The organism is Mesorhizobium sp. B263B2A, from assembly GCF_020165775.1.
In the GTDB taxonomy this organism is placed as follows: Bacteria; Pseudomonadota; Alphaproteobacteria; order Rhizobiales; family Rhizobiaceae; genus Mesorhizobium; species Mesorhizobium opportunistum.
In genome coordinates this window covers 1-24,602 of record NZ_JAIUIU010000022.1, presented here as the reverse complement: position 1 = coordinate 24,602, position 24,602 = coordinate 1, and the positions used below count along the sequence as shown (strand labels likewise).

Genomic DNA, 24,602 nt, shown 5'->3' with positions numbered 1-24,602 from the left:
GGCTTGGCATATATCCCGTGTCACTGACAACACGGAGACACGTCTATGATATCCAATCCAACCAAAGCGGCGATCGTGACCGGCGCTTCCAAGGGCATCGGTGCTGCGATCGCGCGGCGGCTTGCCCGTGACGGCGTCGCCGTTGTCGTCAATTATTCACGAGGCCGTGCGGAGGCCGAAGAGCTTGTCCGCACGATTGAAGCCGAAGGCGGTAAGGCGGTTGCCATACAGGCCAACATCGCCGATCCGGCTGGTATCGCCATGCTTTTCGATGCCGGTGAGCAGGCGTTTGGGGGCGTCGACATTCTCGTCAACAATGCCGGCATCATGAAGCTTTCGCCAGTCGCCGAGACCGATGACGCCTCCTTCGACCACCAGGTCGCCACCAATCTCGGCGGCGTGTTCCGTGGAATGCGCGAAGGCGCGCGCCGGCTTCGTGATGGTGGCCGCATTATCTCATTCTCCAGCAGCGTCGTCGGCCTCTATCAGCCGGGTTATGGCGTCTACGCTGCCACCAAGGCGGCGGTCGAGGCGATGACGCACATTCTCGCCAAGGAGCTTGGCGCGCGCCGTATCACCGTCAACGCGGTGGCGCCCGGACCGGTCGAGACGGCGCTGTTCACGGACGGCAAGAGCGCGGCGCAGATCGAGGCGATCGGCAAGATGATCCCGCTCGGCCGGCTCGGCCAGCCCGGCGACATCGCCGGCGTGGTCTCGTTCCTAGCCGGGCCGGACAGCTTCTGGGTCAACGGGCAAATCATCCGCGCCAATGGCGGCGTGATCTGAAGGAGGCTGTCGACGGCGTCTCCAGCCGCCGGACGGCTGCTCCATCCCAAAGCCTGAAATCCAACTTCAACACAAAAGGAAACGATCATGCCATTCGCCAACATCAAGATGCCGCAGGCGGCCCTCTCCAGGGCACAGAAGGAAGACCTCATCCATCGGACCACCGCCATGTTCGTCGACTTTTTCGGCGAGAGCGTGCGGCCCTACACGATGGTGCTGGTCGAGGAGGTCGCCGACGGCGGCTATGGTCGCGCCGACGAAGTGTTCGTCGTGCCGGAAGCCTACCGCGCCAAGGAGTAGCTCAGGGAAAGGTTTGCGCCAGTACCCCCACCCGGACCTTTGGTCCGACCTTCCCACAAGGGAAGGTGGGAGCTGAGCTTTTTCTGCATTTCCATAAAGCACGGTCGCATAGGTGAACAAGGCGCTTCCTAACCCTCCCCCTTGTGGGGAGGGTCGCTGCGAAGCAGCGGGGTGGGGCCGCGGCGCCGCTCAATCTCTCTTGGGCATCCCGACCCAGTCGGCCGCGATTTCGGCGAACAGCCAGTCGCGGAACGCCCTGACCTTTTTCTGGCGCAGCGCGCCTTCGGGATAGACGACGTAGTAGCGAGCCGCCGATTTCAGCGCGAGGTCGAAAGGCCGCACTAGGCGCCCCGCCGCAAGGTCGGCCGAGACCAGCGCGCTGCGGCCGAGCAGAACGCCTTCGCTATGCACCGCCGCCTCGACGGCAAAGGTGGCTGAATCGAAGCGCACGCCGCGCTTGGCGTCGATGTCCGTCACGCCGGCTTGGTCCAGCCATGTCGCCCAGTCGATGCGGAAAGCATCGTGGATCAGCTTGTGATGCCTGAGATCCTCGGGCCGGCGCAGCGGATGTTCACCCGCCAGGAGTTCCGGGCTGCAGACCGGGAAGACCTCCTCATCGGCGAGAAACTCGACGGTCACCCCGGTGTAGTCGCCCCGGCCATAGCGGATGGCGATGTCGATGCCGTCGCTGACGAAATCGGCAAACACGCCCGAGGTCGACAACCGCACGTCGATATCAGCGTTGGCGCGGTGGAAGCGATGCAGCCTCGGCACCAGCCAGCGACCGGCGAAGCCGTCCGAGGTGCTGACGTTCAGGACGCGCGTCGAGCGGTCCGGCGTTGCGGCGATGGTGGCGGCGGCGATCTGGTCCAGCGCCTTGCCGACCTCCGCCGCATAGGCCGCGCCCACGGGTGTCAGGCGCACCGACCTTGTCCCGCGATCGAACAGCTGGATGCCCAGCCTGTCCTCGATGTTGCGGATGGCGCGGCTGACCGCGCCATGGGTGACGTTGAGCTCTTCCGCCGCCTTGGAGAAACTCAAATGCCGGGCGGCGGCGTCGAAGGCGGGCAAAGCGGTGAGGGGTGGCAGTCTGCGCGGCATGGTCTCGACCTGTGAGCATTGCTCACAAATCCTGCACAAAGAGTCGTTTGTCGTCCAGCCCAAAGATGGCCAATAATTCAAGGCGTACCGCGCATCCACATCGAGCTTTCCGGCTCGCCGATGCGCTGAAGACCAGACATGAGTGTGAGCGATCGTCATGCTCGCCCGCTGGGCGGCACCGGCATCCTTGCGCCCAAACGAACACAGGAGACGAACAATGACCCTTGGATATATCGGCGCCGCGATAGGTGGCCTTGCCATGCGAAGCGTAGCAGCATTCGAGCACCGCCGCACCCTGCGTCAGGTTTCACGCCTCTCGGACCGACGCCTGCGCGACATCGGCCTGGAGCGCGACTGGGACGGTTCCATTCTTGGCAACGGGAGGGGAATATGACCAGCACCTTGATCATCGGCGCGACGGGACTTCTGGGCAGCGAAATGGCGAAGGCGAGTGCGCGCAACGGCGACAGCCTGCATGTCCTTGTCCGGCCGGCAACCGCAGGCAATGAGGAGCGGATGCGCCCGCTGCGAGACCTCGGCGCCATGGTCCATGTCGGCGATCTCGACGACTATGACAGCCTTGTCCGCGCCGTCGGCAAGGTCGATCGCGTCATCAGCTCGGTGCATGTTGGCTCGGCCAGCGAGATGACGCTGGTGCGCGCCATCAAGGATGCCGGCGTCTCGCGCTATGTGCCCTCCGCCGGCTTCGGCCTCGACTTTGCCGCCGCCGCACCCGGCTCGATCGAACCGCTCGACATCAAGCGAGCCGTGTTCGATGCGGTCAGGCAAGCCGATCTGCCCTATACGGTGATATATACCAATGGCTTCTTCTCGACCTGGGTGGCCACGCTAGGCGACCTGACGCGGTTCGGCTCGACGTCCCTGCCGCCGGATGAGGTCACGCTCTACGGCGATGGCAATGTGCCGGCGACCTTCGTCAGCGAAAAGGACATCGCCGCCGTCACCCTGCGTGCGCTGGAGGATCCGGGTGCCGTCCGCCGCGAAATCCGCATCGCGCAGAACAGGATCACGCAGAACGAGATGATCGAGCTGTGGCGCAAGGTGAGCGGCCGCTCGCCTGGCATCAAGCACATGAACGCCGACGAGCTGGAGGCGCTGATCGCGGCCGTCCCTGGCCTCGCATTGCTGCGCGCATTCTGGATCCGCGGCGAGACCGCGCTGGAGACGGCCACTCCCGAGGCCGGTGCGCTTTATCCGGAGTTGAGGTTCGAGACGATCGAGAGCGCCTTTGTGGAGATGGCTGCAGGGGGCGGGCGGACGGTGTGAAGGTTGGATGCCTTGCGAGGTTGGTGCGCTACGACGCCCCCTCTGTCCGGCAGGACAGAGGGGGGCGTCGTAGGGCGGGGCAGACATCGTTTGGCGTCCATGGCGGTTGACCCAACCGCCCATCCGGCCGATAGGTCCGCGCGAACAGCCCGAGACCCGCAATGACCGACCTCAAAGATGCAACCCGTGCCACCGACGCCACCTGGCAGGACGATGTCCGCCAGGGCGTGCGGCATGTCCGCGATCTGGCCGCCTTGCCGCTGTCGCCCGCCGAGCGCCAAGCCGCCCAGCAAGCCGCGACGCTTCACAAGGTGCGCGTGCCAAAAACCTATCTCGACCTGATCGACTGGAACGACCCGGCCGACCCTATCCGGGCACAGGTGATCCCGTCGCCGGACGAACTGGTGGAAGCGGAGGGTGAGCTTGGCGACCCGATCGCCGATCACGACTTCAGCCCGGTGCCCAGGCTGACGCACCGCCATGGCGACCGGGTGCTGTTGTTCCCGACCTATCAATGCGCTGTTTATTGCCGGTTCTGCTTCCGCAAGGAATCCCTGACCTCGATCGGCCGCGGCTACACGCGCGAGGCGCTGGAGCCGGCGCTGGCCTATATCGCCGACCACTCCGAGATACGCGAGGTGATCCTGACCGGCGGCGATCCGCTGTCGCTGTCGGACAAGGCACTGGCCGAAATCTTCATGCGCATCGAGGCTATCCCCCATGTGCGGCTGCTGCGTATCCACACCCGCGTGCCGGTGGCGCTGCCGTCACGCATCACGCCAGGGCTGGTCGAAGCGCTGCAAGGCCGGCTGATGGTCACCGTCGTCACCCATTTCAACCATGCACGCGAGATCACCGACGCTGCCGAGGCGGCTTGCCGGACAATGCGCCAGGCGGGCTTCGTGCTGCTCAACCAGAGCGTTCTGCTCAAGGGCGTCAACGACAGCGTCGAAGTGCTGGAAGAGCTCTGCCGCGAGTTGATGTACCGGTTGGGGGTAAAACCCTATTACCTGCACCATGGCGACCTCGCGCGCGGCATGGCGCACAGGCGCACCACGATTGCGCAGGGCCAGGCGCTGGTGGAAGCGCTGAGGGCGCGGCTGTCGGGCATCTGTAATCCCGTCTATGTGCTGGACCTCCCGGAAGGCGGCGGCAAGGTGCCGCTCGGGCCGTGCTCTATCGAGGGACGCGATGGGGAGAGCTGGCGGATACGCGGGCAGGATGGCGCGGTGAGGGGATATACGGAGATCACCGAAGCGTGAGAAGCAGGTGCGCCGGCGCCGGATCAGCTAGTCCGCACCGGCCTCGACAAACGCCAGCACGACCACGCGCGGCGCTATGCGGTATGCGAGGCGGACGCTGCGGCCCGTCTTCGTCACCGCGCGACCTGCGTTGAGGTCGACAGTGATATCCTCATAGCCTAGCACATTGCGGTCGAGCGCATATGCCGCCTTGTAGACCGCCTCCTTGGCTGAAAAGAGGATACGGCCGGCAAGATGCAGGGGCGCCGCACCGGTTTCATCCGCTGGGGTTTGAACAATCGCCAGGAGCTCGTCGGGCAGGGGCAATGCCGGCTCGACGTCGATGCCGAGCGAGGCGATGTGGCCAAGCGGCGCGACCGCGGCCACGGCCATCTCGTCGTCATGGGCGAGCGAACCAACTATCTCGCCGGGCCAGACCGGCGCGCCGGAGGTGCCGCGCGGGATGGCGAGGTCGTTGACGCCGAGATCCGCCAGCAGCCGGTGCGCGATCCACCGCGCCGCGCCGCTGGCGCGTCGCATGGCCGGCTGGCGCGCCGGAATGGATTGCGCCTCCGCGGGCAAGAGGTGCGCCTCGTCGCCTCCACGGATCATCCGGCATCCGGTGCGGACGCCGTTGGGGGCGATGGCGGCCAGCGCCCGCGCGAGTGAGATTTCCTCAAGCTGCTCCAGGGCGGACGGAATTGCGGGAAGTGTCATCGGCCGCTCGATGCGGGCAGCACGAGCTCGGCGATCATTTCCCCGTCCTCGTCGAGGCCTTCCTCGACGAAACCGGCGGCGCGGTAGAGCCGGCGCGCGGCCTCATTCTCCGGTTCATAGCAAATCGAGACGTGCCTGACGTGGCCGAGCCCCCGGATTTCGCCCAGCACTTCACGCAGCGCGGCCTTGCCGTAGCCTTTACCCTGGCTGGAGCGGTCGATCATGAAGCGATAGATGCGCGCCTCGTCGTCATCGCGCGGCGCCTCGTACATCAGAAATCCGACGACACGGTCGCCGGCGATCACCGCGCGTGGCCGTGCATCCCTGTCGGATCTGGCTTCATCCAGGGAGTCCGCATTGCCGGCGACGAAATCGATCTGCTCCGGCGCCAGTCGCAGGGACGTGACCAGGGCCCGGTTGGCCCTGGTCACCGGGACGAGACGGATTTCCACCATCTCGCGGGACGTTCCGTCACTTTTCGCCATCGTCGGCGACCGGAGTCACGAACCGATGCAGCTTGGCCGGGTTGCCGCGCCAGATCGAGTTGGGCTCCAACTCCTCGCCCTTCATCACGAAGGAATCGGTGTCGGCCACCGAGCCTTCGCCCATCACCACCCCATAGTGGACGAAGGCGGAGGGCCCGAGCGTGCAGCCATTGCCGATGCGGATGTAATCGGACTTGAACGCACCTTCTTCGAGCGAATGGGCCTGGATGACGCAGCCCTCGTTGAGGGTGACGTCGTCGCCGATCTCCACCAGGGAACGTTCGGTCAGGTTGCTGCCGCCATCATAGACGCGCTTGCCGACCTTGACGCCGAGCAGGCGCAGGATCACCGGCCGGAACGGCGTGCCGGCGAACAGGCGCACGATCGGTGAATCGGCAAGCTTCCAGTGGCGTTCGTGGCGCCAGAAGGCGACGTCGTAGATCGTCGTGATCTGGGGCTTGAGCCTGCCAAAGCCAAGGCTTGCCCGCTCGACCAGGATGTAGAACGGGATGGTGATGGCCGAGGTCAGGAGCACGGCCACGAAAAGCGCGACCTCCGCCCACTCGCTGTAGTAGTTCAGCGCCCGGTCCCAGATCGCCAGCGTGGCGAACAGCATCACCCATTGCGTTGCCACGAACAGCAGGATGGTCACCAGATTGTGGCGGTTCTTGTGCGGGATGCGCTGTCGGCGGTCGGCCTCGTCGACGCCGGCGATGAGTTCCTTGTCGCGGTTCACTATGCGCGGGATCTCGAAAGCCGGAGAGCCCAGAAGCCCGACATTCTCGCGTAACGGTCCATCGACGGGGACCATCACCTTGGTGCCGAGCAGCACGTTGTCGCCCGTGCGTCCATCCGGCGGATAGTAGATGTTGTTGCCGAGATAGTTGCGTTCGCCGATGCGCGTCGGCTCGAGCCTGAAGGCGGTGGCGGACTTGTGCATATTGATCATGAAAAGCCCGTCCGAGACCATGGTCTCGGTGCCGATCTCGCACAGGAGAGGGTTTTCGTGCTGCTGGTTGGAGCCGAAATTGGAACCCGTCTGCACCACCTTGTTGAGATTCCAGCCGATGGCGCGCATGTAGTGGACGATTGCCGAACTGTCGCCGAACAGCAGGCCGAGCACGCGCGAGTTGCTCGAGAATTCGGCGACGGTCTGCAGCCAGTAGCGGAAACCATAGAGCGAGTAGGTGCGGCCGGGCTTCAGCACCAGGCTTATCAGGCGCGGCACGACCGTCGCGGCGAGGAAGGCCGCGGCGATGTATCCGAGAAGCGTGACCGTGGTGCCGATCGCGACCAGGCCGATCGTCTCCTGATAGTCGTCGCCGACATTTTCCCAATAGCTGTGGAACAGGAGCGGCAGCGGGGTGACGATGGCGAACAACCCGATCAACTGAACCGCTTCGTAGAGGACGCGCCGGACATTGGACGGATCGACGGCGCGTACCTTGCAATAGTCCGCCGTGGTCGGCACCGCCGGCGATCCATGCCAGTGTTCGCCGTCCGGGATGCTTTGCCCGCGCTGCAGCGAGGACGAGTGGCCGAGCTGGCCGCCGTCGCCGATCTTGGTGTCGATGTCGATGGTGCAGCCAACACCGACGAAAGCGTCGCGGCCGATGGTCAGCGGCCCGGTGTGGATATAGCCGGCCTGGGCCCGATAGCCGAGGATCATCGATTCCTTGCGCAGGATCGTCTGGGCGCCGATCGAAATGAGATCGGTGCAGACGGGCACGGACTTGGATTCGATGACCGCGTTCTTGCCGATCCTGGTTCCAAGCAGCTGCAGGTAGATGCTGTAGAGCGGGCTGCCGCGGAACAGGACCACGGGCGCGGTGCGGATCAAGGTCTTGACGACCCAGAAGCGATAATAGCGCAGGCCCCAGATGGGGAACGTTTCGGCCTTCCAGCGGCCCACAAGCAGCCATTTGGCGGCGACGGCAAAGCCCGACATGCCGAAGAACACGCCGGCCGAGAGCGCCACGCACCGGATATAGAGCTGCAGCGGCTCGTCGAGCGCGTCATAGACCCAGTTGAGGCCGTCATTGACCGCCCATAGCGCGACATAGCTGTAGAGGCCGTAGAAGGCGAGCTGCGCGGCACCGCAAGTCCAGTAGACAAGGCTCGACGCCTGGCGGGTGAGGACAGGTTCGTTGGTGGCGGTCGTCATCTCTTCGGCCACGCGCAGGTGCTTGGCCAGGCGCGCCACGGTCGGATAGAGATAGATGTCGCGCATGGAGGCCGTCGCCCATTCCTTCCGGGTGCGCACGCGCGCGCAGAAATGGGCCATCAGCAGGGAGTTGGCGCCGAGGTCGTCGAAGAAATTGTCCTCGACGGACACTGCGTCGAATTTCAGCACCGCGGCCAGCGCCTCGGCGAGAAAGCGCTCGTCGTCATTCCCGGGCGCCACCATCTCGCGGTCGGCGGAAAGCCTGATGCTGGTCGGCTTCGGAAGCTGGCGAAGGTCGACCTTGTTGGAAACCGTCATCGGGATCGCCGGCAGTTCCTCCAGATAGGAGGGCACCATGTAATCCGGCAGGCGCCGCTTCATCGTGCTGGCAATATCGGCGCGCGACAGCGGCGGCAGGCCGGCCTTTGGCGCGAAATAGGCGACGAGTTCGACGCGGCCGGGCTCGATCTCCCAGGTGGTGACGGCGGCCTGCGCGATCTCCGGCTGGTCCAGCAGCACCGCCTCGATCTCGCCCAGCTCGATGCGGTAGCCGCGGATCTTCACCTGGGTGTCGATGCGGCCGGCATACTCGATCTCGCCGTCGTCGTTGATCCGGCCAAGGTCGCCCGTCCGGTAGATGCGCCGCGATGGGTTGTTGGGCAAATCGAGGAAATCGGCGATGAATTTCTGTTCGGTGAGGTCGGGCCTGTTGAGGTAGCCCACGGCAAGGCCGATGCCGGCAATGCCGATCTCGCCCAGTTCGCCCGGCTCGGCCAGTGCCGGCACTTCGGGGTCGAGGATGACGATGGAATAAGTGGGCAGCGGCGCGCCGATGGTCACGGGCTTATCGGGGGTCAGTTCACCCATCGTCGCGGTGACGGTCGCCTCGGTCGGGCCATAGGTGTTGAGGATCTTCCGGCCGGGCCTGGACCAGCGCACCACCAGATTGTGCGGGCAGGCCTCGCCGCCCACCAGCAGCGTGCGCAGGCTCGGCACGTCGCTCGCCATGGACGACAGCAGGGTCGGGCTGCAGGCCATGCAGGTGATCTCATGGTGGCGCAGGAAATCGGCCAGCTCCTCGCCGACCAGCGTTAGCGGGCCGGGTGCCGGCACCACCGTCGCGCCGGCGACGAAGGGCACCCAGATCTCCTCGGAGGAAAAGTCGAAGGCGATGGTCATGCCCTGGTAGACGCGATCGCCCGGCCGGTATCCGTAGGATGCGGCGGCGACGCGGATGAAATTGACGAAGCTCTGGTGCCGGATGGCGACGCCCTTCGGCCTGCCTGTCGTGCCCGACGTGTAGAGGATGTAGCAGATGTCGTCGGCGGGCGCCGCGTCGAGCCGCAGCGTTGCGTCGGAGCGTGCGGAGATGTCGGTGGCGGCGCTGTCGATCAGCACATGGGGAACCGGCAGCAGACCGGCTCGCTCCGCATAGGCGGCGATGGTGACGATCAGGCTCACGCCGGCGTCTTCGATGATGAGGGTCATGCGCTCTTGCGGGAAGGCGGTGGCCAGCGGCACGAAGGCGGCTCCGGCCTTCGTTACGGCGAGCACCGCGACATAGGTCTCCGCCGACCGGTCGAGGATGAGACCGACCCGGTGACCCGGCCGCACGCCACGCTCGACCAGTAGGCGGGCGAACTGGTTGGCCCGCCTGTCGAGCTCGCGATAGGTCCAGACACGTCCCTCGCTGATCACCGCCGGCAGCGTGGCGAAGCTTTCGGCGAGCTGCTCGAAGACCGCATCGAGCCGCTCATCTGGCTGACCTGCCCGGGCGAAATCGGCGCCCGCCAGGATCTGGCTGCGCGCCACTGTCCGCGGGGCGATCCTTACAAGAGCTTCGATGCTATCCAGGCCCGCCCGATCGGGCTCTCCGCCCGATCTTGCCGCTTCCCTGTCCAGTTCGGCGATATCGACACCGTGGTCCATTTCCAAAACTTTCTTATCCTAGCCGAACCGTGCCAGGCACATGTCGATCGTGCCGCCGCTCAAGCAGGCATTGTCGGCTGTGCGGCCGCTGCAATTTGACGTTGTTGGTGAAGGTGGAATGACCGGCGCGCAGGGCGCGGGGCGGAGGCAGACGCACCGCTGGCGGCGAGCGACATCCATCCGTTCGAACCGCGTTGCATTGCCCGTGCCCAATCCGATGCGCTGTGCGGCCGATTCCCGGTCGCTGGGACACGCTTATGCCATCCGATCTTTTCGCCAGTTTTTCCGAACTGTTGAATATTGTTTCTGGATTGTGTCTCGGTGCTCTTTTTTGCCCCGGATTCCTTCCTCCCAAAGAATCTTGCGAGGCCCGGGAATAAAGCGCCGCCCTTCCGGGTCTTCATTTCAGCGGGGCCAATCCAGCGGCCCGCGACCTGAAGAAACGGAACAAGGATTTATCGGAAATGACCAAGCTCGCTCTCAGCGTGGCTGCGATGTTGCTTGCCTCGAGTTCTGCCTTTGCCGGCAGCGACCATTTCGGCACGAGCACCCAGGCCACCGCAACCACCGACAACACCTACACTGCCTCCACTCGCGAGGCGGACATAGTTCGGCACGACACGCAGGCGTCGATGAAATCCGATGCGGAAGAACCCGGCCAGGGCATCTGGGGCCGCTGAGTTCATGAGCGTCGCGCCGGATCCCGACGGCGCGCCTCACCGCATCAGGACGGAGGGCCAGGGGCTTGGCCCTCCGTCATTTCTTCCGATTTTTGCCTTCCGCCACGCAACCCAAAGGAGAGACCACCATGTTCAGCATGACACGTCGCACAGTGCTTCAATCAGCCGCCGCCGCCGCCGCTTTCGGCCTTGCCGGAAAGCTGGAATTCATACGCCCGGCTTTCGCGCAAACACCGGTTGAGCCGACCGTAGGCTTCTACAAATACAAGGTCGGCGATATCGAGGTCACAGCCGTCTATGACGGCATCTGGCGCAAGCCGCACGACCCGGCCTTCATCAAGGATGTATCGGTCGACGACACCAAGGCGGCTCTTGCCAAAGCCGGGCTGCCCACCGAGTTCATGCCCATCCCGCTCACCGTCGTCGTGCTCAAGATGGGCGGTCGGCTGATCATGATGGATGCCGGCTCGGGTGTCGGCCAGTGGCAGGCCAACGCCACGCATTTGCCGGCCAACATGGCCGCCGCCGGCATCGACTACAAGGCCATCGACACCATCATGATCTCGCATTTCCACCCCGATCATGTCTGGGGCCTGATGGAGAAGGGCACCAACACGCCGGTGTTCCCCAATGCCGAGCTGATCGTCAACGCCACCGAATACAATTGGTGGACCGACCCCAGCCGGCTGGCCAAGCTGCCCGAGGGCCGCAAGCCGGCGGGCAAGCGCATCGCCGAGAATTTTTCGAAATGGAAGAACTGGAAGCTGGTCGAGGACGGCGCCGAAGTCGCGCCCGGCATCCAGATCATCGCCGCACCCGGCCACACGCCCGGCCACTCGGTCTACCTCGCCAATTCCGGTGGGGAGCAGCTGATGATCTCGGCCGACACCATGTATGTGCCGGCCCTTCTGGCGCCGCATCCGGAGTGGCAGGGCGCCTACGACCAGGACGGGCCGACCGCGATCGCCACGCGCCACAAGATCGTCGACCGGGTGATCGCGGACAACATCCGCATTTCCGGGTCGCATTTCCCATTCCCCGGCACCGGCGTTTTCGTGAAGGACGGCAGCGCTTACGCTTTCACGCCCGTGCAGATTTAATCACGGCAACCCGACAAGCGAGAAAGACAATGAAACAATCCTTCTTGGGCAGACATGCCCTGTACGGCCTGCTCGGCGCCATTGCCGTGCTGACCGTGGTTCCCGTTGCCACGATCATGCCGGCCTATGCCGTCGATGACATCGAGGGCACCGATGCGCCCGATCTCACCGCCGTGCAGGCCAAGATCGCCGCCAAGGACTACAAGGGCGCGCTGGCCGATTTGCGCGATCTCGCGCAGGACAACCAGCAGGCCGATGTCTACAACCTGCTCGGCTTCACGCTGCGCAAGACCGGCGACTTCACCACCGCGCTGACCTACTACAACAAGGCGCTGGAGCTGAAGCCCGACCACAAGGCCGCCCGCGAATATCTGGGCGAGCTCTATGTCGAGACCGGCGACATGGCCAAGGCCCAGGAGCAACTGGCGTCGCTGCAGAAACTGTGCCCCGCCGGCTGCGAGGAGCTTTCCGACCTGCAGAAAGCCATCGACACCAAGGTGACGCAGTAAGTTCCCCCTCACCCGGATTGCCAAGACCGAATTGCCAAGAGCAATTCGGGGCAATCCGACCTCTCCCCGAGGGAGAGGAGGGGCCAACGTTGACGCTTCCCACATCTCCCCTCGGGGGCAGTTTGGGCGCTCGTGGCTGACGCCCGTTGCCGGAGCCGGCGCCTCTCCCTCGAGCCGGCTCCGGCCCTTTCGAACATCGCACGCTGGCAAGCGCCCTTGCAGAGCGGGCGCCTGCCTGTACCAAAATATCGGAGACCGACCATGACATTGACCGAACGTATCGCCCGGTTACACGCTCTCGCCACGAAATACCACGCTGGGGATGTGACCCTGCTTGCCGGCCGCCTGCTTCTGTCCCTCATCTTCCTGCATGAGGGCGCAACGCTCGCCACCCATTTCGATGCCGCCGCAAAGGCGATGGCGGCATTGGGCGTCGGCCTGCCGCTGTTCGTCGCCACCATCGCGCTGCAACTGGGGGCAGGGCTCTCGATCGCATCCGGCCTGCTGACGCGGTTGGGCGCCATCGGGCTCGGCCTGTTCTGCCTGGCGACGGCCATGCTGTTCCACACCAACTTCGCCAGCCAGAACGAGCTACTGCATTTCGAAAAGGACCTGGCCATATCCGGCGGCATGTTCGTGCTGGCCGCCGTCGGTGCCGGCAGGTTCTCGCTGGACCGGCTGGTGGCGCTCTATTTGCACAAGCGACAGCGCGACAAGGAGATGGCGGCGGCGCTGCTGGCGGTGGAGAACCACATGTGGGTGGGCGAGGTGAAGCTGCCGATTTGAGGGGCGCCCGAACCCTCGCGGCCCAGGCGCAGCACTTGTCTGCTGCATTCCACGCAAAATTCCACTGTTGCGGCGGTTCCTACCACGCCGGCTACCACGCTTGCGCACACACCACGGCCCTATAAAGCGGCCAACAGCGCACGACGAACCCAAGACGATCATGCGCTGAGCAACCTGCCGCCGCGGACCCCGTGGGGATAGCGGCTGGCCGGTTTCGCCTGATGAAAATGTAGAGACAGCCTCGGGAACGCGGTGCGGGCGGCGCGTTGAGGTCCTGTCATCAACTTTAGAAAGATGGAGAATTGAAATGAAGAAGATCGTTTTTACCATTGCCGCGGTTCTGTTTGCCTCCGGCACGGCTTTTGCCGGCAGCGACCACTTCGGCACGGACTATGTCCCGGCCGCCGGCAGCTATCCGACCACGACGACCCATTCGATGATGCCCGGCGGTGCGTCCGACATGAGCGGCACCAAGGGCATCACCGGCAGCGCGGTTGAGGGAAGTGCGAACTCCAGCATGCCCGCACCGGGCTATGGCCAGGGCATCTGGGGCAACCGATAACAAAACCGGCCGCCATGGCCGGCATCCAGGCGGCGGTCGCCGCCTGGATCATTTCTCCGTCTGAATGGCCCGCTCCATTCCTGCTCCAGCGGACCGATCAGCGATGCGCCCGCCGCGCGTGCTTTTCTGGAACAAGCCTTGACGTCCCGCATTCTATTAGCAGGGGCGCAAGGAGCGTGGCATGAAAGCATTTTTGGGACTGGTCTGCGGCTTCGTGCTGACCCTTGCGGTGTTCGGCAGCGGGTTGGTTTTCGCAGCCTGGCTGCTCGCCGCCAAACCCGCGCGCGAAGCAAGGCCCACCGTCAGCGTGGCGGAGCTGTGGACCAAGAAGGCGCGGCCGGTGAACAAGGCGGCACAGAACCTCGAACGCGTGCCGGCCGAGCAGCCCGCGCCTGCCGACATCGTTGCCAGGGAACCAACCAAGCAGCAGCCAGATCCCACCGTCACCGGCGCTATCGCGCCGGCCGAACTGCCGCCGCCGCATCTCGCCTGGTGCGCCAACCGTTACCGCTCCTACAATCCCGACGACAACAGCTACATGTCCTATAGCGGGCAGCAGCGCACCTGCGTCTCGCCCTATCTCGCCGCCGACCGCACCGCGCCGCCCGCCGCCGAGGCCAGCTATGCCGAGGGCCCGGGGCTGGGCGCTTACGCGGCCGCCGGCGACGACGACCATGTTGCCTCCTGCTTCAGCCGCTACCGCTCCTATCGGCCGGAAGACAACAGCTACCAGCCCTATTCCGGCGGGCCGAGACGCCAATGCGAGTAGCCGGCAGCGGGCTGGCACACGACGAAGGCCGCCGGGAGCGACTGCGACCGCGCGATTTCTGGGATCGTTCGGATCGGCCTCAATGCCCAGAGGAGGAACGACCATGGACGATGACCGGCACGAGAAGATCCAGCAGCGCGCATACCAGATCTGGCAGCGTGAAGGCGGCGGCGATCCCGAGGATCACTGGCACCGGGCCGAAGCCGAGATCGACCGCGAGGCGGCACTGCCGTTGACGGCCGGTGACGCGTTGCCGCGCGAGATCGCCAGCGCCGACGTGCTGACGGTGGAGGAACTGGCGGTGCGCACCGGCATATCGGGCGACGAGGCGCAGGAACTGATCGACCGCCTGGGCACCGACCGCGCCGCCCTTGAACAAGCCGCACGCAGTCTCAAAAGGCGGCGCACGCCTCAGGAGGGCCAGGCGAAATGATCAGGAAACTCAAGGGCGGAAAATACCGGCTTTATTCGCGCAAGAAGGATGAGAAGACGGGCAAGCGGCGGAACCTGGGCACGTTCGAAACGCGCGAGGCCGCGGAGAAGCACGAGCGCGAGGTGCAGTATTTCAAGCGGCATTGAGGGGGTGCCTCTGACTGTCACGACGGTGACGCACCACTGAGACTGGTTACTTCCGCTGAATACAAAGGCGGCTTTGCGCCTGATCCCGTCAGGATTTTTACGCCAAGCGGGGTTGAGCTGGCCTGGATTTGACCACGGTGGCGAGTACGATGCCGGCGACGATGAAGGCAGCACCGACCAGATCGTAATCGTGCAAGCCCTCGCCGAGCAGCAGATAGGCGAGCATGGCGACGAACACCGTCTGCAGGTAGAGCAGCATGCTCGCCCGGCTCGCGCCGAGCGTTTCCACGCTTTTGTTGTAGAGATAGTACATCAAGGCGCCGCCGGGACCCGCCAGATAGGCGAGCGCGAGAAGGCTGTCGACATCCATGGCGGAGCGTTCGTCGTTGAACAATTCCCACACATGGAAAGGCAAGGCGACCAGCGCACCGGCGCCGAGCAGCAGCACGACCATCGGCAGGAGTTCGATGCCGAATTTGGCACGGCGCAAAAGCACGGTGTAGAGGCCCCAGCAGAACGCGCTGCCGACGATCCACAACTCGCCGGCGTTGACCTTGAGTTGCAGCAGCGCCGTCAGGTTGCCGTGGGCAACGATGAAAATCATCCCGGCAAGCGCAACCAGCGCGCCAAGCGACTTCCACAGCCCGAGCGGCTCGCCAAGCACGAAACGGGCGAGCACCATCGTCATGACGGGCGACAGCGCCATGATGATGCCGGCCGTGGTGGCGTCGGTGTGGCTGAGGCCATGGTAGATCATGCCCTGGCACAGCGTCAGGCCGATCGCCCCCACGGCGACGACCTCCACGGCGCGCGTTCGCAAAAGGCCGATCATCGCGTCGTGATGACGGTGCACGATCGGCAGCAGGATGGCGCAAGCAAGCGTCAGCCGCCAGAAGCAGAGGCCCCAGGGCGGCATTTCAGGCGCCACCCATTTGGCCGCGATATAGACGCCAGCCGAAAGCAGCCAGCACAGGACTGCGGCCGGATAGCCGGTCATGGAGGATATGGGGCCGAGCACGGGTTGCGCGGCTTGATGCGCTATCGGCATTGCCTGCATGTCATGCCTCCCCTTCGATGACCTCGGCCGTACTACTCCTAATGGCCATCTCCGCTGAGTACAATGGCGGCTTTGCGCCTCATTTCGGCCGTTAAAGGTAGCTGTCCCGTCGCCTGACGAGAACAGCATCGTGGCTGTCGCCGCTCGTATCCGTCGAGCTCCTCGAACCGGCGCTGCGCCTCGTCATACTTCTGGATGATCTCGTCCATTCGGCCGGCAGGATCGGCTATGGCAGCCTCGAGCCCTTCCGGAATGGCAGGTAATGCTGTATATTAGCAATTCGTTAAGCGTTCCCGGAAGCTAGGGTAAGGTGTGTTGTCGAGCATAAAGGGTGTGTCGTGGTGAGTTTCAAATCTCTAATCAAGCGGGCCGAGAACGTAGACAAGGAATTTCAGGAATTCCAATCGGATCTGGCGGAAGCAATCGAGGACTGCCTTTCGACCAATGGGCAGGGTTCCGAAGATGCGGAAGTGCCGGCAAACGAGGACACTGGCCCTGCTGAAGGCGAAAGCGACGCGCCGTCCGTGAGGTTGACACCGCACACACAGACCCGGCTTGCTGCCCTGGAGGCCGTCGCCGGCCTTTTCCGGGACGGGCAAGGCCACTTGGAAGAGATCGAAACCAGATTGGCCGAGATAGCCACCGCGCATCGCATGACGCGCGAGGTTCTGAACGTCCTGTATCGCGACACCCTAAGGGCCAATGAGTTGGAACTGGCCAATGTCGCTTTGACGACGGAACACAAGACCTTGTCGGAACAATTGCTCGACACCGCCCGCAAGCTGCGCGAACTCGACCGTGCAGCCGAGGTCTGGCAACAGCGCGAGGCCGGCATAGTCCAGGACCGCGAGTCGCTGCGTACAGCGCTTGCGAAGGCACGGCTCGAGCTCGTGGAAATGGGCAATGAGAGTGCAAGGCGCGAAACGCAGTTCGGCGAGATCGTCAAGGCTCTGACCGTCAAAACCGTCGAGGTCGACAGACGTGCAAGCGAGAACAAGCTGCTGCGCGAAAAGCAGGTCGGCCTTTCGGTCGAGCTCGAGCAGGCGCAAAAGCGGGAGACCGAGGCTCGGCATAAACTGGACGAGTTCGCGGCAACTCACGCCAACGAAACCGCGCACATAGCCGAGCTGTTGGGCCAACTCGGCAGGCACGAGAAGGAAGGAGCCCGGCTGCAGAAGTCACTGGAGACCACGCATGCCCAGCTTGCCGAGGCAACCGAGGCGGCCCGCATCGTGGAAAGCGACAGCGCTGCCGAACGGGCGCGCGCCCACGCGGAGATGCGCGGGCTGCGTTCCGAGATAGAGGAGTTGCGATCGAGGCTGGAGAAGGCATCCAGCGACAGCAGCGAAACCTCCGCCGAGATCACCCTGCTCAGAACCCAGGCTAACGATTTCGCGACCGAGCGCCGGATCGCGGAGGAAAGGCTTGTCGCTCTCAAAATTGAGAGCGAAGGCGACAAGAAAAACCTGTCGGCGGTCAGCACCAACCTATCGGAGCTCTCATTGCAACTGGCTTCAGACCAGATACAGCTCGATATCCAGAGGCAGGAATGCGAAGATCTGCGCGCCGAAATCGTGACTCTTGACGCGCGCATTAAGGAATTGCTGCCCTACGAGCGGTTGCACCGAGTGACCGACGCGAGATCGCGCAAAGACGCTGTGTTGCCCACAAATGGACATATCGTCGAAGCTGCGCCGCGCGCGAGGCGCACATCTCGACGCCAGATGCGCGCTAATGCTGGGTAGCGCAATGCCCGGAAACCGGTGTCGCCGCGGGAACATCGTTGCGACGAGATATGTTGCTCACCTCCCATTAACCATTCGTTAACCATTCCCTCGCTAGCGTTTACCTCTCAGTAAGGATTCGCCAGCCGTGACCTTTGCCGCTCCCCTCGAGGCCAAATCCATTCGCTTTCGGGCACGCTCCTTCGTCGCTTTCACGCTGACGCCGGAGATGCCGCTTTCGGAGTGGCTGCAGGGGCTGGATCACTGGATCGGCAACTCGCCGGGCTATTTTGCCGGGCGGCCGGTGCTGCTCGATTTGAACACTTTGAAGCCGGACCCAAGCGATATCGCGGCGCTGGTGGCTGAACTCGGCACGCGCGGCATCCGCATCTATGCCATCGAGCTTGAAGGCGCGTCGCTCGGCGCCGATCTGCCGCCGGTTTTGGTCGGCGCCAAGGAGGCGACAACGGATGGGCTGCTGCCTGGCCGCAAGGGCAGGGCGGAGGTTTCGGACAAAGTCCAGGTTTCGGACAAGGCCGAGGTGCCGGAAACGCGCACAGAAGCAGGTGCGGCTGGCAAGGGCAAGGCTGGCGCAAGCAAGACCGATGAAAGCGAGCCGCAGGCTGGGCATTACGATTCGGGCACGCTGATGATCAAGGCGCCCATCCGCTCCGGCCAGGCGATCATGCATCCGCATGGCGATGTCATCGTGCTCGGCTCGGTCGCGTCCGGTTCGGAGATCGTGGCGGCCGGCTCGATCCATGTCTATGGCACCCTGCGCGGGCGTGCTTCGGCGGGGGCGCTCGGCAACACCGCCGCGCGCATCTTCTGCCGCCGCAACGAGGCCGAGCTTCTGTCGGTCGACGGCTGGTACATCACCGCCGAGGAAATGGAAGGCGTGTCGCGCGGCAAACCGGTGCAGGCCTTCCTCGACGGCGAGGGCCTGCGTGTCGAGACATTGAGCTAAAGCGCTGACTGAGACAAAGGCCGGCAAGCCGGCCCGAGATAACAAACGACAACAACGGAGGCTTTTTTGATGGGCAAGGTAGTGGTGGTCACTTCGGGCAAGGGGGGCGTCGGCAAGACCACCTCGACGGCAGCGCTTGGAGCGGCCGTGGCCAAGACCGGCAAGAAGGTGGCGCTCGTCGATTTCGACGTCGGCCTGCGCAATCTCGACCTGATCATGGGCGCCGAGCGGCGCGTGGTGTTCGACCTCGTCAATGTCATCCAGGGCACGGCCAAGCTGTCGCAGGCGCTGATCCGCGACAAGCGCGTCGAGACGCTGTTCCTGCTGCCGGCCTCGCAGACGCGCGACAAGGATGCGCTGACCGAGGAAGGCGTCGGCGAAGTCATCGACAAGCTGCGCTCGGTGTTCGACTACGTGTTCTGCGACAGCCCGGCCGGCATCGAGCGCGGCGCGCAGCTCGCCATGCGCTTTGCCGACGAGGCGGTCATCGTCACCAATCCGGAAGTGTCGTCGGTGCGCGATTCCGACCGCATCATCGGCCTGCTCGACGCCCGCACCATGCGCGCCGAACAGGGCGAGCAGATCGCCAAGCATGTGCTGGTCACCCGCTATGACGCGGCGCGCGCGGCGCGCGGCGAAATGCTCTCCATCGACGATGTGCTGGAGATCCTGTCGGTGCCGCTGCTCGGCATCATCCCCGAGAGCCAGGATGTGCTCAGGGCCTCCAACCTCGGCGCGCCGGTCACGCTGTCGGAGCCGCTCAACACCGCGGCCAAGGCTTACCTCGACGCCGCAAGGCGGCTGGAAGGCGAGGACCTGCCTGTCATCGTGCCCTTCGAACGCAAGGGCTTTCTCGATCGTCTTTTGGGAAGGAGGGCGGCATGAACCTGCTCGACATTTTCAAGCGGCGCTCCAGTGCGCCGGTGGCGCGCGAGCGGCTGCAGGTGCTGCTGGCCTATGAGCGCCGCAACCGCAACCAGCCCGACCTCGTCTCCATCCTGCGCGAGGAGATCATGGCCGTCATCGCCAAGCATGTGCAGATCGACCAGGATTACCTGCAAATCTCCATGGACCGCGGCGAGACCATGTCGACGCTGGAAATCGACATCCAGATCCCCAACAAGAGCGCCGTGCCGATGGCGATAGCGGGGTAGCGCCAACGCCATGTCCTCGCCCCACGGAAGTGGGTAGGGGTGGCCCCGAAATGGACGGAGAGAGGGGGCCTGCCATGACGGCGGGTTTCCTCTGATTTCTTTTGAAAGCCGCACCATTTCCCCATCCCCAATCGCGTCGACACCGCACTCGTATCATCCGACGCAAGACGTCGGCGCTTCTAAATTAGCAATTTCTGAAAGTTCTAATTGACATAAGAGGTGAATATTTGATTTACTGTGCGCTTCCAGTATAAGTCTGGTTGGGCTCCGAGGGGGAGACTTTGCGCCTGTATCACGCGATTTTTCGCGGGGCCGCTTTATTGGCCGCCGCCCAGGTTTTATTTGGCTGCGCCGTACGTCCGACGACTCAACAGGTTACAGGAGGGTTGGATACCGCCCGCATCGCCCAGGCGATCCGATGCGAAATGCGCGACGCCTATATCACACTGCTGATCGGCGCGCTGTCGCAGGGCAGGGACAAACACAATATGGAAGTCGCGGCCGGCCTCAGTCGCGACCGCCTAGCACGATTCATACCACCCAACAGTGCCTCGCTTGACAGGGACGGAATAGCAATAGCGAGGGCCAGGAATGAGTCCCAGGTATTCCAGACCCTCCTCACGTCCGGCTACAAGGGCCTTCATGACGAAGACAAGCAACTCAAGCAGGTCGTGGAGACATACTCCCCAGTCTTCATCGTCTACAAATATGTATTCGATATGACCCGGACCGACCATCTGGGCGGCAGTGTCGATCTTTTGAGTGTGCTTACCCGGGGAACGCTCACCATTCCGATCGAAGGGTCATTCGAAGGCAAACGGCAGGCGAAGCGGGAGTTTGTCCAGGCGGACCGGGTCGACGAGTTGCTGACCAATCTTCCTACGATCCGCGTGTGCAACCGGCTTCGGGCGGAGCTTGCCGGCGGTGAGCCTCTGCCCAATGGCGCTTACCCGATCGCTGGTAAACTCGATCTGATCGAGGTCGTCCGGAGTTTCATCACGGCCAACCAGTCGGGAAACCTGATTGGTCAAGTGTCCGAAGCCGAAGTGCTAACGGTTCAGAATCCGAAACCAGTGCCTTCCATGAGCGAGACGCTCGTTTTCACCACGACACTCCATGCAGGCATCAACCCAAAGTTGGAGCTGGCCAAGCGGCTGAGCGGCACCGACGTCCAGACCAGCATACTGCAAGCCACCTCGGACCGAGTAGACATCCACACCCTGACGCTGATCATGCAACTGCCGGCTCAGTCGGGAGGATTGACGGTGGCGGAGGCACGCAGCAAGGCGGAGCAGGAAGAGTATAGCCGCCAGGTGGAGGCAGGGGTGCGTGAACTTCAGCGCGTGGACGACAACAACTTCCGTGACAGGAAATCAAAGGCACTCGAGGTGATCACCGGGGAGTGACTGTACGGCACGACAGCGTCGACAGATGGATCAACCGAAGGAGGAACCCATGGCAAAGGCGACCAGAACGACGGCGGGCGCGAGTTCATCCAAGCCCAAGAATGGCGCGACCACGCGGCACACTAGAAAGCTTTCCGTCGAAGGTGTGGTTCTTCACGTACGCGCCATCGTTGAACAGGGCCGCACACAGGAGTTTCTCGATGCCTGCAAGCAGCAGGGTTTTACCACAATGAAGGGACCTCCCGGGCTCGTGGCGTTTGCGAGAAATTTCGTCTCGTCCCCATCGGTGGGGGCGACGAAAGACGGGGGCGGCGCGAAGGTTGTCTCGGCGGTCAAGGCAATGGTGGCCGCGAAGGCTGTGAACCCGGCGCAATTCGACGTGTGCGATTGTTAGGTAACAATCGGATTGGCGATATCGGTGCTGGCTTGGCGGCCACCCCTTTCACACCGCGCTAAACACCACCATCTGCGCCAGCCCACCATCTTGGCGGTTCTCCAGCGTTACGGTTCCCCCGTAGCGCTCGATGATCTCCTTGGCGATGGCAAGGCCCAGACCGGCGCCGGGAACGGATTGCTGGCGGCCGGGGTCGACGCGGAAGAAGGGCTCGAAGGCCTTGTTGATGAGGTCGGGCGGGATGCCGGGGCCGTTGTCGGAAATGGTCAGCACGGCGCGCTTGCCGGCGATGGCAAGATCCACGCTGCAGGCCTTGCCGTGGGTGGCGGCGTTGACGATCAGGTTGCGCAGCGCCCGGCGCAGGCCGAGCGCGCCGGCGCGCACCGAAACCTTGTCGAGGTGGCCGATGGAGACGGCATGGCCGAGCATGACCATTTCGGCCGATATGTCGCGCACCATCTTTTCCAGGTCGAGCGGTTCGACGGCGTCCTGGTTCACCTCCTCGCGCACCAGACGGATGGCGCTGTCGGCGATGCGGTCGAGTTCGTCGAGGTCGTGAAGCCATTTGTCACGCTCCTCGTCGAGGAATTCGGCGCGCAGCCGCATGCGCGTCATCGGCGTGCGCAGGTCGTGACCGGCGGCGGCCACCAGCCGCATGCGGCTTTCCATGGCGGTCCGCAGCCGCGACGAAAGCTGGTTCAGCGCATGCGCCGTCGCCTTGACCTCGGCAGAACCGACTTCGGGCACCGCCGCCAGCACGCCGTCGCTGCCGATCTTGGAGACGGCTGTTTCCAGCATCTCCAGCGGCCGGATGAGCACCGAGGTGAAGTAGACCGAGACGGCGGTGGCGCCGGCCACGATCAGCGATATCCAGCCGGCCAGCACCAGCCACTCGCGCCCGGGCGGATCGATATGGGGAATCTCGACGATCGCCCAGCGGCTATCGGGCAGGCGCACCGAGGCATGCTGGCCGGGTGCGTCCGGCCTGTCGCTGACGATGGCCAGCAGGTCGAAACCGCGACGGCGCAGCAAATCGTTGAGCATGGCGGTCTTCGGCCGGTCCACCTTGCCGTCGGCCGGACGGTCGCTGAATTGCACGCGCAGCACATCCGGAATAGGGCCGGGCAGCAGCCGCACCACCAGTTCCATCTGTTGGGCGACCCAGGGCACGGTCAGCTCCGGCGGCGGCCCGCCGCCGCGCACGCTGATGACGGCGGCCGTCGCCAAGCCGACGACGCCGACGATCGAGGCGACCAGCAGCAGGATGAGGCGGCGGCGCAGCGAGTTCACGCCTGCGCCTCCACCGTCTCGACACGCGCGGTGAGCTGGTAGCCGCCATTGCGCACCGTCTTGAACAGCGGCCCGTCGCCGGTGTCGGTGAATTTGCGGCGCAGTCGGCTCATCAGCACGTCGACCGAGCGTTCGAGCGGGTCGCGTTCGCGGCCTTGCGTGAGATCAAGCAGCTGGTCGCGCGACAAAAGCCGGCCGGGACGGTCGAGGAACACTTGCAAAAGGTCGAACTCGGCGCCTGTGAGGTCGACAGCCGCGCCTTGCGCGTCCGTCACCTTGCGGGTGTCCGGCTCCAGCCGGTAGCTGGCGAAGCGATAGATGCGGGCGCGAGGCGGGGCGGGCGCGTCCTCGGGCGTCGAGCGCCGCAGCACGGCGCGGATGCGGGCGGTGAGTTCGCGCGGGTTGAACGGCTTGCCGAGATAGTCGTCGGCGCCGAGTTCGAGACCGATGATGCGGTCGACATCCTCCTTCAGCGCCGTCAGCAGGATCACCGGAATGTGCGGCTTGCGATCGCGCAAGGCACGGCAGATGTCGAGCCCCGAACCATCAGGCAGCATGACGTCAAGGACGATGAGGTCGAACTGGCCGAGACCCAGCTTCTGCTCGCACTCACGCCGGTCCGCCGCCACCGAGACGCGAAAGCCCTGGCCGTCGAGGTAGCGGCCGAGAAGCGTCCTGATCTCGCGATCGTCGTCAACGACGAGGATATGGGGTTGTGACTGCATCATCGTGCCCTTGCCCGTAATGGCCGTGATTATAGGGAGAGCGCGCATAAGCGGCATGGAAAATTGCAACGCAATGTTTCCGGCGGGCCGCTGGAAACATTCGGAAACAAATTGCCCCTTTGCGGAAACCTTCGGCAACACGCCGACGCGAAGCGGACAAACAGGCTTCCTATCCTCATGGCCGTCCGATGCATGAGAGAAAGGAACATCGTCATGCGAAGCAGACTTCTTGCGCTCGGCCTGTTTTCCGTCGCCGCGGTTCACCCCGTGCTGGCGGCGCAGCCCGATCCCGCCACGGCGCCTGGCGATGCGCCACCGATGGCAATGCAGGGTGGACCGGACCATGGCCCGATGCCATGGTTCGGCCAGAATGGGCCGACGCGGCATGGTCCGCAAAATTGGGGTCCGCAAAGCTCGGGTCCGCAGGAAGGCTTTGGCCCCCGGCGCATGGGACCGCCGCCGGAATTCATGCTCGCCGCCCGGCTGGCCGCGCTCGAGACCCGCGTCGGCATCCGCAGCGAACAGCTCGATGCCTGGCGCGACTATACCAGCGCGCTGCAAGCCGTGCTGACCCCGCCACGGCATGATCGTGGCCCCGGTGCCACTGGCGGTCCTGATGCCGGCGGGCCCGAGGCCAAGGGTCCAGATGTCAAGGGTCCCGATGCGGGTCCGGGCGGCAAGGCCGATGCCTTCGCCTTCCAGGAAAGACTGGCCGACGAGGTCACGGCGCGCGCGGCTTCGGCCGCCAAGCTGAAGGACGCGATCGCCGAGCTGCGCACCAAGCTCACCCCCGAACAGCTCGAAATCCTCGCTTCGGCGGAACGCCCCCACAGGCCACGCCACGGGCCACCCCCCGGTCCCTGGAGCGGCCCGCCGGATGACGCAGCCGG

The 24,602-nt window shown here is 64.3% G+C and carries 27 protein-coding genes; 20 read left to right on the top strand and 7 right to left on the bottom strand.

Going from position 1 to position 24,602, the window contains the following annotated elements; translation table 11 throughout:
• The first annotated feature begins 45 nt into the window (after positions 1–45).
• Together LB568_RS26675 and LB568_RS26670 are read left to right on the top strand one after the other, a co-directional pair.
• A complete protein-coding gene (locus tag LB568_RS26675) occupies positions 46–786 on the top strand; it encodes an SDR family oxidoreductase (protein WP_013894362.1) in 741 nt (246 codons plus the stop codon).
• 87 nt (positions 787–873) lie between these two features.
• The gene (locus LB568_RS26670) at positions 874–1,086 is read left to right on the top strand and encodes a tautomerase family protein (RefSeq protein ID WP_013894363.1); all 213 of its coding nucleotides are present in this window, start codon (positions 874–876) and stop codon (positions 1,084–1,086) included.
• A 189-nt stretch (positions 1,087–1,275) separates the two neighbouring features.
• On the opposite strand, the gene LB568_RS26665 is transcribed toward LB568_RS26670, so the two are convergent.
• Entirely contained in the window at positions 1,276–2,187 is a 912-nt protein-coding gene (locus LB568_RS26665) for a transcriptional regulator GcvA (RefSeq protein ID WP_013894364.1), read from the bottom strand.
• A 217-nt stretch (positions 2,188–2,404) separates the two neighbouring features.
• Here LB568_RS26665 and LB568_RS26660 point away from each other — a divergent pair, with 217 nt between their 5' ends.
• The 3 genes from LB568_RS26660 to LB568_RS26650 all read left to right on the top strand — a co-directional run bounded on the left by LB568_RS26660 (position 2,405) and on the right by LB568_RS26650 (position 4,736).
• Positions 2,405–2,581 (top strand): DUF1127 domain-containing protein, encoded by a 177-nt coding sequence (locus tag LB568_RS26660; RefSeq protein ID WP_013894365.1) that lies wholly within the window; start codon positions 2,405–2,407, stop codon positions 2,579–2,581.
• Positions 2,578–3,474 (top strand): NmrA family NAD(P)-binding protein, encoded by an 897-nt coding sequence (locus LB568_RS26655; RefSeq protein WP_013894366.1) that lies wholly within the window; start codon positions 2,578–2,580, stop codon positions 3,472–3,474. Before LB568_RS26660 ends, LB568_RS26655 begins: the two co-directional genes overlap by 4 nt.
• Before the next feature lie 161 nt (positions 3,475–3,635).
• The gene (locus LB568_RS26650) at positions 3,636–4,736 is read left to right on the top strand and encodes a KamA family radical SAM protein (RefSeq protein ID WP_013894367.1); all 1,101 of its coding nucleotides are present in this window, start codon (positions 3,636–3,638) and stop codon (positions 4,734–4,736) included.
• Positions 4,737–4,763: 27 nt separating this feature from the next.
• Here the strand turns inward: LB568_RS26650 and LB568_RS26645 are convergent, their stop codons facing one another.
• Genes LB568_RS26645 through LB568_RS26635 form a run of 3 tightly spaced genes read right to left on the bottom strand, consistent with a single transcriptional unit; the run spans position 4,764 to position 10,010 of the window.
• A complete protein-coding gene (locus tag LB568_RS26645; RefSeq protein WP_013894368.1) occupies positions 4,764–5,432 on the bottom strand; it encodes a 4'-phosphopantetheinyl transferase family protein in 669 nt (222 codons plus the stop codon).
• Positions 5,429–5,917: a GNAT family N-acetyltransferase gene (locus tag LB568_RS26640; RefSeq protein WP_224731689.1), complete on the bottom strand. Its 489-nt coding sequence runs from the start codon at positions 5,915–5,917 to the stop codon at positions 5,429–5,431. The genes LB568_RS26645 and LB568_RS26640 overlap by 4 nt, the downstream gene beginning before the upstream one ends.
• On the bottom strand, positions 5,904–10,010 hold the full coding sequence (locus LB568_RS26635; RefSeq protein ID WP_041164153.1) for a Pls/PosA family non-ribosomal peptide synthetase: 4,107 nt from the start codon (positions 10,008–10,010) through the stop codon (positions 5,904–5,906). The genes LB568_RS26640 and LB568_RS26635 overlap by 14 nt, the downstream gene beginning before the upstream one ends.
• 464 nt (positions 10,011–10,474) lie before the next feature.
• Here LB568_RS26635 and LB568_RS26630 point away from each other — a divergent pair, with 464 nt between their 5' ends.
• The 8 genes from LB568_RS26630 (at position 10,475) to LB568_RS26595 (ending at position 14,995) form a co-directional block, all read left to right on the top strand.
• Positions 10,475–10,690: a DUF680 domain-containing protein gene (locus LB568_RS26630; RefSeq protein WP_224731688.1), complete on the top strand. Its 216-nt coding sequence runs from the start codon at positions 10,475–10,477 to the stop codon at positions 10,688–10,690.
• Positions 10,691–10,818: 128 nt separating this feature from the next.
• Positions 10,819–11,790 (top strand): MBL fold metallo-hydrolase, encoded by a 972-nt coding sequence (locus LB568_RS26625; protein WP_013894372.1) that lies wholly within the window; start codon positions 10,819–10,821, stop codon positions 11,788–11,790.
• 29 nt (positions 11,791–11,819) lie between these two features.
• Positions 11,820–12,299: a tetratricopeptide repeat protein gene (locus tag LB568_RS26620; RefSeq protein WP_013894373.1), complete on the top strand. Its 480-nt coding sequence runs from the start codon at positions 11,820–11,822 to the stop codon at positions 12,297–12,299.
• A gap of 261 nt (positions 12,300–12,560) precedes the next feature.
• Entirely contained in the window at positions 12,561–13,085 is a 525-nt protein-coding gene (locus LB568_RS26615; protein ID WP_013894374.1) for a DoxX family protein, read from the top strand.
• 307 nt (positions 13,086–13,392) lie between these two features.
• Entirely contained in the window at positions 13,393–13,647 is a 255-nt protein-coding gene (locus LB568_RS26610) for a DUF680 domain-containing protein (RefSeq protein WP_224731687.1), read from the top strand.
• 181 nt (positions 13,648–13,828) lie between these two features.
• Complete coding sequence (locus tag LB568_RS26605; protein WP_224731686.1) at positions 13,829–14,416, top strand: BA14K family protein; 588 nt, start codon at positions 13,829–13,831, stop codon at positions 14,414–14,416.
• 103 nt (positions 14,417–14,519) lie between these two features.
• Positions 14,520–14,849, top strand: coding sequence for a DUF2934 domain-containing protein (locus LB568_RS26600; RefSeq protein ID WP_224685370.1), 330 nt, complete (start codon positions 14,520–14,522; stop codon positions 14,847–14,849).
• Positions 14,846–14,995: a hypothetical protein gene (locus tag LB568_RS26595; RefSeq protein WP_023780469.1), complete on the top strand. Its 150-nt coding sequence runs from the start codon at positions 14,846–14,848 to the stop codon at positions 14,993–14,995. Before LB568_RS26600 ends, LB568_RS26595 begins: the two co-directional genes overlap by 4 nt.
• 97 nt (positions 14,996–15,092) lie before the next feature.
• On the opposite strand, the gene LB568_RS26590 is transcribed toward LB568_RS26595, so the two are convergent.
• Positions 15,093–16,052, bottom strand: coding sequence for a DMT family transporter (locus tag LB568_RS26590; RefSeq protein ID WP_224731685.1), 960 nt, complete (start codon positions 16,050–16,052; stop codon positions 15,093–15,095).
• Positions 16,053–16,393: 341 nt separating this feature from the next.
• Between LB568_RS26590 and LB568_RS26585 the strand changes: the two genes are divergently transcribed.
• From LB568_RS26585 to LB568_RS26560, 6 genes are all read left to right on the top strand, one after another.
• On the top strand, positions 16,394–17,797 hold the full coding sequence (locus LB568_RS26585) for a hypothetical protein (protein WP_224731684.1): 1,404 nt from the start codon (positions 16,394–16,396) through the stop codon (positions 17,795–17,797).
• A 127-nt stretch (positions 17,798–17,924) separates the two neighbouring features.
• On the top strand, positions 17,925–18,743 hold the full coding sequence (gene minC, locus LB568_RS26580) for a septum site-determining protein MinC (protein WP_224731683.1): 819 nt from the start codon (positions 17,925–17,927) through the stop codon (positions 18,741–18,743).
• Between the two features lie 69 nt (positions 18,744–18,812).
• The gene (gene minD / locus LB568_RS26575) at positions 18,813–19,628 is read left to right on the top strand and encodes a septum site-determining protein MinD (RefSeq protein ID WP_224731682.1); all 816 of its coding nucleotides are present in this window, start codon (positions 18,813–18,815) and stop codon (positions 19,626–19,628) included.
• Positions 19,625–19,897, top strand: a complete 273-nt coding sequence (minE, locus tag LB568_RS26570; RefSeq protein ID WP_224731681.1) for a cell division topological specificity factor MinE — start codon at positions 19,625–19,627, stop codon at positions 19,895–19,897. The genes minD and minE overlap by 4 nt, the downstream gene beginning before the upstream one ends.
• Before the next feature lie 281 nt (positions 19,898–20,178).
• Complete coding sequence (locus tag LB568_RS26565) at positions 20,179–21,303, top strand: hypothetical protein (protein WP_224731680.1); 1,125 nt, start codon at positions 20,179–20,181, stop codon at positions 21,301–21,303.
• 49 nt (positions 21,304–21,352) lie between these two features.
• The gene (locus tag LB568_RS26560) at positions 21,353–21,697 is read left to right on the top strand and encodes a hypothetical protein (RefSeq protein WP_224731679.1); all 345 of its coding nucleotides are present in this window, start codon (positions 21,353–21,355) and stop codon (positions 21,695–21,697) included.
• Between the two features lie 48 nt (positions 21,698–21,745).
• On the opposite strand, the gene LB568_RS26555 is transcribed toward LB568_RS26560, so the two are convergent.
• Together LB568_RS26555 and LB568_RS26550 are read right to left on the bottom strand one after the other, a co-directional pair.
• Positions 21,746–22,987: an ATP-binding protein gene (locus LB568_RS26555; protein ID WP_224731678.1), complete on the bottom strand. Its 1,242-nt coding sequence runs from the start codon at positions 22,985–22,987 to the stop codon at positions 21,746–21,748.
• On the bottom strand, positions 22,984–23,712 hold the full coding sequence (locus LB568_RS26550) for a response regulator (RefSeq protein WP_041164725.1): 729 nt from the start codon (positions 23,710–23,712) through the stop codon (positions 22,984–22,986). Before LB568_RS26550 ends, LB568_RS26555 begins: the two co-directional genes overlap by 4 nt.
• A 213-nt stretch (positions 23,713–23,925) precedes the next feature.
• On the opposite strand from LB568_RS26550, the gene LB568_RS26545 reads away from it, so the two are divergent.
• On the top strand, positions 23,926–24,602 hold a 677-nt coding region (locus tag LB568_RS26545; protein ID WP_224731677.1), incomplete at its 3' end, for a hypothetical protein.